The 12,852-nt window shown below is 56.9% G+C and carries 17 protein-coding genes; all 17 read left to right on the plus strand.

Annotated features, from left to right (window positions below):
• Positions 1-76 precede the first annotated feature (76 nt).
• Complete coding sequence (gene rpoC / locus AAYR33_00980; protein XAO71583.1) at positions 77-4,330, plus strand: DNA-directed RNA polymerase subunit beta'; 4,254 nt, start codon at positions 77-79, stop codon at positions 4,328-4,330.
• Between the two features lie 319 nt (positions 4,331-4,649).
• Positions 4,650-5,021, plus strand: coding sequence for a 30S ribosomal protein S12 (gene rpsL, locus AAYR33_00985; protein XAO71584.1), 372 nt, complete (start codon positions 4,650-4,652; stop codon positions 5,019-5,021).
• 14 nt (positions 5,022-5,035) lie between these two features.
• Positions 5,036-5,512, plus strand: coding sequence for a 30S ribosomal protein S7 (gene rpsG / locus AAYR33_00990; GenBank protein ID XAO71585.1), 477 nt, complete (start codon positions 5,036-5,038; stop codon positions 5,510-5,512).
• Between the two features lie 97 nt (positions 5,513-5,609).
• Positions 5,610-6,800, plus strand: coding sequence for an elongation factor Tu (gene tuf, locus AAYR33_00995; protein XAO71586.1), 1,191 nt, complete (start codon positions 5,610-5,612; stop codon positions 6,798-6,800).
• Positions 6,801-6,916: 116 nt separating this feature from the next.
• Positions 6,917-7,225, plus strand: coding sequence for a 30S ribosomal protein S10 (rpsJ, locus tag AAYR33_01000; GenBank protein ID XAO71587.1), 309 nt, complete (start codon positions 6,917-6,919; stop codon positions 7,223-7,225).
• 10 nt (positions 7,226-7,235) lie between these two features.
• On the plus strand, positions 7,236-7,919 hold the full coding sequence (rplC, locus tag AAYR33_01005) for a 50S ribosomal protein L3 (protein ID XAO71588.1): 684 nt from the start codon (positions 7,236-7,238) through the stop codon (positions 7,917-7,919).
• An 11-nt stretch (positions 7,920-7,930) separates the two neighbouring features.
• Complete coding sequence (rplD, locus tag AAYR33_01010) at positions 7,931-8,548, plus strand: 50S ribosomal protein L4 (protein ID XAO71589.1); 618 nt, start codon at positions 7,931-7,933, stop codon at positions 8,546-8,548.
• A 41-nt stretch (positions 8,549-8,589) separates the two neighbouring features.
• Positions 8,590-8,886, plus strand: a complete 297-nt coding sequence (locus AAYR33_01015; GenBank protein ID XAO72325.1) for a 50S ribosomal protein L23 — start codon at positions 8,590-8,592, stop codon at positions 8,884-8,886.
• 16 nt (positions 8,887-8,902) lie between these two features.
• Positions 8,903-9,733, plus strand: coding sequence for a 50S ribosomal protein L2 (gene rplB, locus AAYR33_01020; protein ID XAO71590.1), 831 nt, complete (start codon positions 8,903-8,905; stop codon positions 9,731-9,733).
• A gap of 18 nt (positions 9,734-9,751) precedes the next feature.
• A complete protein-coding gene (gene rpsS / locus AAYR33_01025; GenBank protein ID XAO71591.1) occupies positions 9,752-10,030 on the plus strand; it encodes a 30S ribosomal protein S19 in 279 nt (92 codons plus the stop codon).
• A gap of 1 nt (position 10,031) precedes the next feature.
• The gene (gene rplV / locus AAYR33_01030; GenBank protein XAO71592.1) at positions 10,032-10,469 is read left to right on the plus strand and encodes a 50S ribosomal protein L22; all 438 of its coding nucleotides are present in this window, start codon (positions 10,032-10,034) and stop codon (positions 10,467-10,469) included.
• A gap of 1 nt (position 10,470) precedes the next feature.
• Positions 10,471-11,148, plus strand: coding sequence for a 30S ribosomal protein S3 (gene rpsC, locus AAYR33_01035; protein XAO71593.1), 678 nt, complete (start codon positions 10,471-10,473; stop codon positions 11,146-11,148).
• A 47-nt stretch (positions 11,149-11,195) separates the two neighbouring features.
• On the plus strand, positions 11,196-11,612 hold the full coding sequence (gene rplP, locus AAYR33_01040; protein XAO71594.1) for a 50S ribosomal protein L16: 417 nt from the start codon (positions 11,196-11,198) through the stop codon (positions 11,610-11,612).
• Between the two features lies 1 nt (position 11,613).
• Positions 11,614-11,847 (plus strand): 50S ribosomal protein L29, encoded by a 234-nt coding sequence (gene rpmC / locus AAYR33_01045; protein ID XAO72326.1) that lies wholly within the window; start codon positions 11,614-11,616, stop codon positions 11,845-11,847.
• A 13-nt stretch (positions 11,848-11,860) separates the two neighbouring features.
• On the plus strand, positions 11,861-12,142 hold the full coding sequence (rpsQ, locus tag AAYR33_01050) for a 30S ribosomal protein S17 (protein XAO71595.1): 282 nt from the start codon (positions 11,861-11,863) through the stop codon (positions 12,140-12,142).
• Between the two features lie 14 nt (positions 12,143-12,156).
• Positions 12,157-12,525, plus strand: a complete 369-nt coding sequence (gene rplN, locus AAYR33_01055; protein ID XAO71596.1) for a 50S ribosomal protein L14 — start codon at positions 12,157-12,159, stop codon at positions 12,523-12,525.
• Positions 12,525-12,845: a 50S ribosomal protein L24 gene (gene rplX / locus AAYR33_01060; GenBank protein ID XAO71597.1), complete on the plus strand. Its 321-nt coding sequence runs from the start codon at positions 12,525-12,527 to the stop codon at positions 12,843-12,845. The genes rplN and rplX overlap by 1 nt, the downstream gene beginning before the upstream one ends.
• Positions 12,846-12,852: the final 7 nt, after the last annotated feature.

The following is a 12,852-nucleotide window of genomic DNA, read 5'->3' on the forward strand; positions in this document are numbered from 1 at the left end:
TGTCATTTGTTGAAAATTGCATTGATGATAAGGCGCGCGCGGCCCATGGCCGCCGCGTGAAATGGGGTCTTGGCGCATGAACGAACTGATGAAGATTTTGGGCCAGACGGGCCAAAGCCTGTCTTTTGATCAGATCAAAATTCAGCTCGCTTCAGCCGAGCAGATCCGGTCCTGGTCCTATGGTGAGATCAAAAAGCCGGAAACCATCAATTACCGCACCTTCAAGCCGGAGCGTGACGGGCTTTTTTGCGCCCGTATTTTCGGCCCGATCAAAGATTATGAATGTCTGTGCGGCAAATATAAGCGCATGAAATTTCGCGGCATCGTCTGCGAAAAATGCGGTGTTGAAGTCACGCTCGCGAAGGTGCGACGTGAGCGTATGGGCCATATTGAGCTCGCCTCACCGGTGGCGCATATTTGGTTCCTGAAATCCCTGCCATCTCGTATCGCGACGCTGATCGACATCACGCTGAAAGATCTTGAGAAGGTTCTATATTTCGAGAGCTACATCGTTCTTGAAGCGGGCACGAGCCCGTTCAAGCAATATAGCCTGCTGTCGGAAGATCAATATTTCGACGCGCTGGATGATTACGCGGATGAGGGGCTTGAAGTCGGTATTGGCGCGGAGGCCATCAAGAAGATCCTCTGGAAAGCCCGCCTCCATGCGGAGGAAATCGACCGCCCTGGCCTAGTGGATCGGGAAGGGCGTGACCAGGATAAGTCCGACGGCGATCTGCTGCGGGAAGATCTCAAAGCCGCGACTTCCGAAGCGAAGCGCAAAAAGCTGGTCAAACGCCTCAAGCTCTATGATTCATTCGCCGAGAGCGGTTCCCGCCCGGAATGGATGATCCTGGACCTCGTCCCGGTGATCCCGCCGGAATTGCGTCCGCTCGTCCCGCTTGATGGCGGACGTTTCGCGACGTCAGATCTTAACGATCTCTACCGGCGCGTCATCAACCGTAATAACCGCCTCAAGCGTCTGATTGAGCTTCGTGCCCCGGATATCATTGTCCGGAATGAAAAGCGCATGTTGCAGGAAGCGGTGGACGCGCTGTTCGATAATGGTCGGCGTGGGCGTGCGATTGCGGGCGCCAATAAGCGTCCGTTAAAGTCCCTTTCGGACATGCTGAAGGGTAAGCAGGGGCGTTTCCGTCAAAACCTGTTGGGCAAGCGCGTCGATTATTCCGGTCGTTCCGTCATTGTCGTCGGGCCGGAACTCAAATTGCATCAATGCGGTCTGCCGAAGAAAATGGCACTGGAGCTGTTCAAGCCCTTCATTTATTCGAAGCTTGAGAAATATGGTCACGCCACGACCATTAAAGCCGCGAAACGTATGGTCGAGAAGGAACGTCCGGAAGTCTGGGACATCCTTGAAGAGGTGATCCGTGAGCATCCCGTGATGCTGAACCGTGCGCCGACTTTGCACCGATTGGGCATTCAGGCTTTCGAGCCTGTCCTGATTGAAGGCAAGGCCATCCAGCTTCATCCGCTCGTCTGCACCGCGTTCAATGCGGATTTTGACGGGGATCAGATGGCCGTGCACGTGCCACTCTCGCTGGAAGCCCAGCTTGAGGCGCGTGTGCTAATGATGTCGACAAATAACATCCTCAGCCCGGCCAATGGTAAGCCGATCATCGTGCCCTCACAGGATATCGTGCTGGGTCTTTATTATCTCAGCCTCGAAGTGCCGGAATATCTCGCGACACCGGATCAGGCGGAATATGATAAAGAAGGGCGCGTGACCAAAGCCGGTCCGCCAGCCTTCCATTCCGTCGCTGAAATTGAACTGGCGATGAATGAAGGTGCGCTGAAGCTGCACGACAAGATTCGCCTGCGACTGGAAGTCCCTTCAGCGGAGGGGCAGGTGACGCGGCGCGTGGTGATCACCACCCCGGGACGTGCGCTGATCGCGCAGATCCTGCCGGATAATGCGGCTGTGCCGTTTGAGGTCGTTAATAAGCAGCTGACCAAAAAGAACGTCTCTGACGTGATCGATGCGGTTTACCGCCATTGCGGCCAGAAAGAGGCGGTGATTTTCTGTGATCGTCTGATGGGGCTCGGTTTCCGCCATGCGGCGCGTGCCGGTATCTCCTTCGGCAAGGATGATATGATCATCCCGGTTGAGAAGCAGGCACTTGTTGAGCGGACTCAGGCCGAGATCAAAGAGTTCGAGCAGCAATATCAGGATGGTCTGATCACGGCGGGTGAGCGTTATAATAAGGTGGTCGATGCATGGTCACGCTGCACGGATGAAGTGCAGGTCGCGATGATGAAGGAGATCTCGAAGCAGGTCATCGGCAAGCCGACCAACTCCGTCTGGATGATGAGCCATTCCGGGGCGCGTGGGTCGCCAGCGCAGATGAAGCAGCTGGCCGGTATGCGCGGCCTGATGGCCAAGCCATCCGGTGAGATTATTGAGCAGCCCATTATTGCTAACTTTAAAGAAGGGCTCTCCGTTCTCGATTACTTCACGTCCACTCATGGTGCGCGTAAAGGTCTCGCGGATACGGCGCTCAAGACGGCGAACTCCGGTTACCTGACGCGCCGCCTGGTTGATGTCGCGCAGGATTGCATCATCGTTGAGAATGATTGCGGCACGGGGCGCGGCCTGACCGTGCGTGCGGTTATGGATGGAGGTGAAATCGTCTCCTCCCTCTCCGAGCGTATTCTGGGGCGGACCCTTTCCGCCGATGTCCTCAACCCAGCTGACGGCAAGGTCCTCTATCCGCGCAACACGCTGGTTGAGGAAGCGGAGGCGGAGACGATTGAGCAGGCCGGGGTTGAGACGGTGCAGATCCGTTCTGTCCTGACCTGTGACGGTCGTGTCGGCGTCTGCGCGCATTGTTATGGGCGTGATCTGGCGCGCGGCACACCGGTGAATATCGGTGAGGCTGTCGGCGTCATCGCGGCGCAATCGATCGGGGAACCCGGCACGCAGCTGACGATGCGCACCTTCCATATTGGTGGTGCGGCGACGCGCGGTGCTGAGCAATCCATGGTGGAAGCGTCCCGCGACGGCAAGGTGACCATCCGTAACCGCAACGTCGTGCAGAACAGCCAGAACATGACGATCGTCATGTCGCGTAACTGTGAGATCGTGCTGACGGATGAGAAAAATGTCGAGCGTGCCCGCTATCGTGTGCCTTATGGTGCACGTCTGCTGGTCACGGAGGGTCAGAATGTCGAGCGCGGCCTCAAAATGGCTGAGTGGGACCCTTACACCCTACCGATCATCACTGAGGAATCCGGCACGGTCGAATATCTCGATCTCATCGATTCAATCACGTTGGTTGAGCGGATGGATGAGGTGACGGGGCTGACCTCTCGCGTGGTTGTCGATTATAAGCAGGGTGGCAAGAGCGTCGATCTGCGGCCGCGTTTGCAGGTCAAGGACGCTTCCGGCAATGTCGTGAAACTGGGGAACGGAAATGACGCACGTTACTTCCTTGCGCCGGACTCCCTCTTATCAGTCGATAATGGCGCGAAGGTGCATGCGGGTGACGTTCTGGCGCGTATCCCGCGTGAGGGTTCCAAAACGCGTGATATTACGGGTGGTCTGCCGCGCGTTGCTGAGCTTTTTGAAGCGCGGCGCCCGAAAGACCACGCCATTATCGCCGAGACGGAAGGTCGCATCGAAATCGGTCGTGATTATAAGTCGAAGCGCTGCATCATCGTCAAAAATGATGAGACGGGTGAGGAGACTAATTACCTCATCCCGAAGGGCAAGCATGTTTCCGTTCAGGAAGGTGATTTTGTCCAGAAGGGAGACCCGCTGGTTGATGGTCCGCGCGTGCCGCATGACATTCTCAAGGTCATGGGTGTTGAAGCCCTGTCAGATTACCTCGTGAATGAAATTCAGGATGTTTATCGTCTCCAGGGCGTGAAGATTAATGACAAGCACATTGAGGTCATTGTCCGGCAGATGCTCCAGAAAGTTGAAATTCTGGAGCCGGGCGACACAACCTATCTTGTCGGGGAAATCGTTGATCGGATTGAGTTCGAGACGGAGAATGACAAGAGACTGAAGCTGGATGAGACGCCGGCACGCGGTGCGCCTGTTCTGCAGGGCATCACCAAGGCGTCGCTCCAGACGCAGTCCTTCATCTCGGCAGCGTCCTTCCAGGAAACGACGCGTGTCCTGACAGAGGCCGCGACAGCGGGCAAGGTCGATACGCTGAATGGCTTGAAAGAGAACGTCATTGTCGGACGTCTCATCCCGGCGGGAACGGGCAGCGTCATGAATCGCCTGCGGGCGATTGCCGCCTCTCAGGATCGCCAGCGACTGGGGCAGACTTCTGTTGAAACGACCGAAGAATCATCGGAGGCTTGAGGTTGAAAATAAGCGCGCAGCGTCAGGCTGCGCGCTTATTGCTGGGGTATCGGTAAATATCGTGGCGACTCTATCCAGATGCTTGACTTTTGCTGGTAAGCGCCGTAGGTAGCACGCTTCCGGCTTCCCCCGTCTCTCGGGACGTTAAGGCCGAGGATAGACTTTATTTTTTGCTTTGGACGCCGTTTATCTTTGGTAAACCAAGGTCTGGGGTAGATTTGTTTGGCGGGCGATCTTGCATCGCGCGCTGAGTTGTGTTGAATGCGCGCGGATCAGGTGCGAATCTGGTCTGTCTTTAAACGAGAATCGGGAAGGGCGAATGCCGACCATCAACCAGTTAATCGCAAAAGGGCGTGATCCTGCTGCGAAGCGGAATAAAGTGCCAGCCCTGCAAGGGTGCCCGCAAAAGCGTGGCGTGTGCACGCGCGTCTATACGGTCACACCGAAGAAGCCGAACTCGGCCTTGCGTAAGGTGGCAAAAGTCCGCCTGACAAACGGGTATGAGGTCGTCAGCTACATCCCTGGTGAAGGGCACAATCTGCAAGAGCATAGCGTGGTTCTGATCCGTGGCGGCCGCGTGAAGGATCTTCCGGGTGTGCGCTACCACATTCTCCGTGGTGTGCTGGATACACAAGGTATTGCAAAACGCCGCCAGCGTCGCTCGCTTTACGGTGCGAAACGTCCTAAGTAAGAGGAATATAAGGCATGAGTCGCCGACATCGCGCTGTCAAGCGTGAGATCCTTCCCGATCCGAAGTTTGGAGACGTCGTCATCACGCGCTTTATGAATGCGCTAATGTACGATGGTAAGAAATCGACTGCTGAAGGTATCGTTTACGGTGCGCTTGAAGCTGTCCGCCGTCGTGGCGGTGCTTCGACGGATCCGGTTGCGATGTTTCACGCAGCGCTCGACAACGTCAAGCCTGCCGTCGAGGTGCGCTCACGCCGCGTCGGTGGCGCGACGTATCAGGTGCCTGTCGAAGTCCGTGCGGAACGTCGTCAGGCCTTGGCGATACGCTGGGTGATCGACGCGTCGCGCAAGCGCGGCGAGAACACGATGCAGGAGCGCTTGTCCAACGAGCTGATGGATGCGATCAATAATCGCGGTTCGGCCGTCAAAAAGCGTGAAGACACGCATCGCATGGCTGAAGCCAACAAGGCATTCAGCCACTACCGCTGGTAAGTTTAACCAGCTCAACAGTTTCGGGTTTCAATCGGAACCTGATGTTAATGAGCAATCTTCCCCGCCGTAACTTCGGCGGTGGGTTATGGAGAGAACGATGGCTAAGGCTAAATTTGAGCGGACGAAGCCGCACTGCAATATCGGAACGATTGGTCACGTTGACCATGGCAAAACCTCGCTGACGGCTGCGATTACTAAGACGCTCGCCAAGTCAGGTGGTGCGACATATCAGGCTTATGATCAGATCGACGCGGCGCCGGAAGAGCGTGCACGTGGTATCACGATCTCGACCGCTCACGTTGAGTATGAGACGAAAAACCGCCATTACGCGCACGTCGACTGCCCGGGCCATGCTGACTACGTCAAGAACATGATCACCGGTGCGGCGCAGATGGATGGCGCGATCCTCGTTGTCTCCGCTGCTGATGGCCCGATGCCCCAGACACGTGAGCACATCCTGCTCGCGCGCCAGGTGGGTGTTCCTGCGCTGGTCGTTTTCCTGAACAAGGTCGATCAGGTGGATGACCCTGAGCTGCTTGAGCTCGTTGAGATGGAAGTGCGTGAGCTTCTCTCTTCCTACCAGTTCCCGGGCGACGATATCCCCATCATCAAGGGCTCCGCGCTCGTCACGCTTGAAGATGGCGATGCCGAAATCGGTGAGAACCGCGTTCTTGAGCTGATGGAAGCGGTTGATTCCTACATCCCGCAGCCTGAGCGCCCGATTGACCGTCCTTTCCTGATGCCGATTGAGGACGTCTTCTCGATCTCCGGTCGTGGCACGGTTGTGACGGGTCGCGTTGAGCGCGGTGCGGTCAATGTCGGTGAGGAAGTTGAGATTGTCGGTCTTAAGGACACAGTTAAGACGACGGTGACCGGCGTTGAGATGTTCCGCAAGCTTCTTGATCGTGGTGAGGCGGGCGATAATATCGGTGCCCTTCTGCGTGGCACGAAGCGTGAAGACGTTGAGCGCGGTCAGGTTCTGGCCAAGCCCGGCTCCATCACCCCGCACAAGAAGTTCAAGGCCGAAGCCTACATCCTCACGAAAGAGGAGGGGGGCCGTCACACGCCGTTCTTCACTAATTATCGTCCCCAGTTCTACTTCCGCACGACGGACGTCACGGGTGTTGTCCAGCTGCCGGAAGGCACAGAGATGGTCATGCCGGGCGACAACGTCGCGATGGATGTTGAGCTGATCGCACCGATCGCGATGGATGAAGGCCTTCGCTTCGCGATCCGCGAAGGTGGCCGGACTGTCGGCGCAGGTGTGGTCGCGTCGATCACCGCCTGAACGAAAATATAGCCTCGAAGGCTGACCCGACCGGGCGCACCTGGTCGGGTCAGCCTTCGAGGCTTAGAAGGAGCAGGGTAGCCCCCGAACCTTATTGAGTTGGACGATTTGTAAAGATGGACAGCCAAAACATCCGCATTCGCCTCAAGGCATACGACCACCGCGTGCTCGATAACAGCACGAAGGAGATCGTGAACACGGCGAAGCGCACGGGTGCGCAGGTTCGGGGTCCCATCCCGCTACCGACGCATATTGAGCGTTTTACTGTTAACCGCTCGCCACATGTGGATAAGAAAAGCCGCGAGCAGTTCGAAATTCGGACTCACCGCCGCCTGCTCGATATTGTCGAGCCGACCCCGCAGACCGTGGACGCCCTCATGAAGCTCGACCTCGCCGCTGGCGTCGATGTCGAGATCAAGCTTTAAGGTCCAGACGATGCGCACCGGATTGATCGCAAAAAAGTTGGGCATGACCCGACTCTTCAAGGAAGACGGCACACACGTGCCTGTCACCGTTCTTCATCTCGACGATGTGACGGTTGTCTCCACCCGTAATGTTGAGCGTGACGGCTATACGGCCGTGCAGCTTGGTATGGGCAAGGCAAAAGTTAAAAACGTCTCCAAGCCCATGCGTGGACATTTCTCGGCCGCCAAGGTCGAGCCCTGCAAGAAGCTTGTCGAGTTTCGCGTCAGTGACGACGCGGTGCTTGAGGCGGGGACACGCCTTTCAGCCGCGCATTTCGTCGTCGGCCAGAAAGTGGACGTGACCGCAACGAGTAAAGGTAAGGGTTTTGCCGGCGCCATAAAGCGCTGGAACTTTGCCGGTCTCGAAGCTTCGCACGGCGTTTCCATCAGTCACCGTTCACACGGTTCGACGGGACAGCGTCAGGATTCCGGCAAAGTCTTCAAAGGCAAGAAAATGGCCGGTCATCTTGGTGATGAGCGCATCACCACGCTGAACCTCGAAGTCGCCGCGGTGGATGAAGAGCGTAATCTCATTATGGTTCGTGGTTCAGTCCCGGGTGCTAAAAACGGCACGGTGCTGATCCGCGATGCGATCAAGAAGGACCGTCACGCTGACGCGCCGTATCCGGCTGCGACTCTGACGGCCGCCGGTTGAGGACTGAGGGTATGGAATACGAGATCAAGACCCTCGATAACGGAAGCGCCGGTAAGGTGATCCTTCCGGAGGAATTGTTCGGCATTACGCCGCGCAATGACATTATGGCCCGCGTCGTACATTGGCAGCTCGCCAAGCGTCGTGCTGGCATGCACCGCGTCAAAGGCATGGGCGAAATTTCCGGCACGACCAAGAAGCCCTATCGCCAGAAAGGCACGGGCTCTGCACGTCAGGGTTCGTTGCGTGCCCCGCAATTCCGCACAGGTGGTGTGGTGCACGGGCCGGTTCTGCGTGACCATGGTTATGACCTGCCGAAAAAAGTGCGCCGCCTCGGCCTGATCTCTGCATTGTCGCAGAAGGCTGCGGAAGGGAAGGTCGTTATCCTTGAGGCTGTTGCCGGTGTGCAGAAAACACGTGATGCCGAAGCCAAAATGAAGGCTCTGGGCCTGACTTCGGCTTTGATCGTTGATGGTGTCAATCCGGATGTCGGGTTTGGGCGTGCCATCCGCAACCTGCATAAGATTGATGTGATGCCGTCAATCGGTGCCAATGTTTACGATATCCTCAATCATGAGGCGCTTATCGTGACGCGCGCCGGGCTTGATGGCCTGAAGGAGCGCCTGGCATGAGCACGACAACCGTTCTGGCGCGCCGTGAAAAGGCCGCCCGCATGAGCCGTGAGGCGATGTTTGACATCATCCGCGGGCCCGTCATCACTGAGAAAGCGACAGCTCTTTCAGAGAATAACCACGTCGTTTTCCGCGTCGCACTTAAGGCGTCCAAGCCCGAGATCAAAATTACGGTCGAGACGCTGTTTAACGTGAAGGTGCTTTCGGTGAACACCCTGGTGCAGAAGGGCAAGAGCAAAATGTTCAAGGGGCGGCCAGGTCGTCGCTCTGACACCAAGAAAGCATATGTTAAGCTCGCAGATGGTCAGTCGATCGACCTCACAGCGAAGCTGAGCTGACGCGGGGTAGGGAATCATGGCACTAAAACACTTTAATCCGACGACGCCCAGCCTTCGTGGCACCGTCCTTATCGACCGGAGCGAGCTGCATAAGTGGAAACCCGTCAAGCAGCTGACGGAAGGTAAGAACAAATCCGGCGGTCGCAATAATCATGGGCGTACAACGTCGCGCTTCCGTGGCGGCGGGCACAAGCAGTCCTACCGTTATGTCGATTTCAAGCGTCGCAAATTCGATGTTGCGGGCACGATTGAGCGGCTGGAATATGACCCGAACCGCACGTCTTTCATCGCGCTGGTCAAATATGATGATGGTGAGCTTGCTTACATCCTCGCGCCACAACGCGTGAAATCAGGGGATCGTGTCGTTGCTGGTGCGCGGGTTGACGTTAAGCCCGGCAATGCAATGCCGCTGGCGGCGATGCCGGTGGGCACGATCGTCCATAATATTGAGCTCAAGATCGGTGCGGGTGGCAAGGTCGCGCGTTCAGCCGGGACTTACGCCCAGCTTGTCGGCAAGGATGCCGGTTACGCTCAGATCAAGCTGCAATCCGGTGAGTTGCGTCTTGTCCGCGGGGAATGCATGGCGGCAGTCGGTGCTGTCTCCAACCCGGATAATATGAACCAACATATTGGTAAGGCCGGTCGCAATCGTTGGCTCGGGCGCCGCCCACATAATCGTGGTGTCGTCATGAACCCTGTTGATCACCCGCATGGTGGTGGTGAGGGCCGTACCTCTGGCGGGCGTCATCCCGTTACGCCGTGGGGTAAGCCGACAAAAGGTTACAAAACGCGTAGAAACAAGCGCACGGATAGCTTGATTATCCGCCGCCGCAAGACCGGTAAGTAAGAGAGGGGTATTAGAGAGATGGCACGTTCCGTCTGGAAAGGCCCGTTCGTCGACGGGTACTTGTTTGGTAAGGCAGAAGCTTTACGTGCGTCGGGTCGCAATGAGGTGATCAAAATCTGGTCACGTCGTTCAACGATCCTGCCACAATTTGTGGGCCTAACATTTGGTGTGTATAACGGGCGCAAATTCCTGCCTGTGCAAGTGACGGAAAATATGGTCGGACATAAGTTCGGCGAGTTTTCCCCGACGCGCACATTCACGGGTCATGCGTCCGATAAAAAGTCGAAGCGGGGCTGAGATGAGCAAGCCAAAGCATATTCGCGCACTTGCCGATAATGAGACGCAGGCCGTTGCACGCAATGTCCGTGTCAGCCCGCGCAAGCTCGACCTGGTTGCGGCCATGATCCGCAATCTGCCGGCTGACAAAGCCATTGCGGCGCTGACTTTTTCCCGCCGTCGCATTGCGCAGCAGGTGCGTAAGACACTTGAGAGCGCGATCGCAAACGCTGAAAATAATCATCAGCTTGATGTGGATCAGCTGGTGGTGAAGTCGGCTGAGGTCGGTAAATCAATCGTCATGAAGCGCTTTCATGCGCGTGGTCGTGGTCGCTCCGCCCGGATTGAAAAGTTCTTCAGCCACATCAAGATCGTGGTCGCTGAGCGGGCTGCGACAGAAGATGCCCCTGCGAAGAAGACTCGCAAGCGCAAAGACGTAGCAGAACAGAAGGCGGCCTGATATGGGACATAAAGTCAATCCGATCGGGCTTCGGCTCGGTGTAAATCGCACCTGGGACAGCCGCTGGTATGCGGGCCAGGATTACGCGAATCTTCTTCATGAGGACCTCAAGCTTCGGGCATATCTTCGTCGCAAGCTCGCAGGTGCTGGTGTTTCCCGCGTTGTGATCGAACGTCCGGCTAAAAAGCCCCGCGTCACGATCTATGCAGCCCGTCCGGGTGTCGTGATCGGTAAAAAAGGTCAGGATATTGACGCGCTTCGTAAAGATCTAAGCCGTATGGCGAAGGCTGACGTCGCGCTCAACATCGTGGAAATCCGCAAGCCTGAAATTGACTCGACACTTGTCGCGGAAAATATCGCGCAGCAGCTAGAGCGCCGCGTGGCATTCCGCCGGGCGATGAAGCGTGCCGTGCAATCCGCGATGCGCCTCGGGGCGGAGGGGATTCGGATCAACTGCTCCGGTCGGCTTGGCGGTGCTGAGATCGCGCGTATTGAATGGTATCGTGAAGGTCGCGTTCCGCTTCATACGCTTCGTGCGGATATTGATTACGGCGTGGCAACGGCGAAGACGACCTATGGCACTTGTGGTGTGAAGGTCTGGATCTTTAAAGGCGATGTCATGGCGCATGACTCCCTTGCTCAGGACCGTCGTGCCGCTGAGCAAGCGCCGCAGCGTTGAGTCGAAGTTCAAAACAAGCGTCGTGAGGCGCGTGAGGATAACTGATCATGCTTTCCCCCAAGCGGACGAAGTTTCGCAAAGCCCATAAAGGCCGTATTCACGGCCTCGCAAAAGGTGGAACGACGCTGAATTTCGGCGCGTTCGGCCTGAAAGCGCTTGAGCCCGAGAGGATCACGGCGCGCCAGATCGAGGCGTCTCGTCGTGCGATTACGCGTGCGATGAAGCGCGCAGGTCGTGTCTGGATCCGCATTTTCCCGGATCTTCCGGTTTCCACCAAGCCGGCTGAGGTGCGGATGGGCTCGGGTAAGGGCTCGCCTGAATATTGGGTCGCACGCGTCAAGCCGGGTCGCGTCCTTTTCGAAATTGAAGGCGTGCCGCCTGATGTCGCGCGCCACGCGCTCGAATTAGGCGCGGCGAAACTGCCGATCAAGACCAAGTTCATTACACGCATTGGAGATGCCTGAGATGGCCGACGCGTTTAAAGTCGCCGATCTGCGGGGCAAGACGTCTGATGAGCTTGAGGCTCTTCTGCTTAATCTGAAAAAAGAGCAGCTGAATCTGCGTTTCCAGGCCGCGACCGGGCAGTCTGAAGGTGCGGGCCGGGTGCGGCTGCTGCGTCGTGCTGTCGCGCGGATCAAGACAGTTTTGCATCAATCGAAGAAGAGTGCGGGCGCAAAAACGTCCGCCGTAAAGTCCTGAGAGGAGACGGACAATGCCAAGGCGTGTCCTGACTGGGCGAGTGACTAGTGATAAGATGGACAAGACGGTGACCGTCCTCGTGCATCGTCGCGTTATGCACCCGCTTTATAAAAAGTTTATTCGCCGCTCCAAGAAATACGCGGCGCATGATGAGCTGAATGAGTGCAAAATCGGCGATACCGTCCGTATCGAAGAATGTGCGCCGATTTCAAAACGCAAGACGTGGATGGTTGTTACGCGCAACGGTGCGGCACTTGGTGCCCCCGCGGCTGACGCCAGCCCTGTTTCGGCTTAAATAGGGGGCTAAAAATGATCCATCCTGAGACCAACCTTGGCGTTGCGGATAATTCCGGCGCGCGTCGGGTGCAGTGCATCAAGGTGCTGGGCGGTTCCAAGCGTAAAACCGCTTCGGTCGGCGACGTGATCGTCGTTTCCGTCAAGGAGGCGATTCCGCGCGGTAAAGTCAAAAAAGGTGATGTCCATCAGGCTGTCATCGTCCGCACCTCTTACCCGGTGCGTCGGGCGGATGGCAGCGCCATTCGTTTTGACAAAAACGCAGCAGTGCTGATCAACAAGTCGATGGAGCCCATTGGTACGCGTATCTTTGGTCCCGTCGTGCGTGAGCTGCGTGCCCGCAAGTTCATGAAAATCATCTCCCTTTCTCCGGAGGTCCTGTAATGGCCGCGCGTATAAAAAAGGGTGATCAGGTTGTGGTCATTTCCGGTGCGTCCAAAGGCGTGCGGGGTGAGGCGATGTCCATCCTTCCTAAGGTTGAGAAGGCTGTCGTCCGTGGCGTTGCTATAGCGAAACGTCACACGAAGCCGAGCCGCCAGAATGAAGAGGGCGGCATCATTGCGAAGGAGATGCCTGTGCATCTCTCAAATCTTAAACTTATCGATCCGAAGAGTGGCAAGCCGACCCGTGTTGGTTTCCGCGTTCTTGATGACGGCCGCAAAGCGCGCGTCGCCAAGGCGACCGGCGAGATTATCGGAGGCTAAGGGGGCG

It is taken from the genome of Acetobacteraceae bacterium (assembly GCA_039613835.1).
GTDB lineage: Bacteria > Pseudomonadota > Alphaproteobacteria > Acetobacterales > Acetobacteraceae > Sorlinia.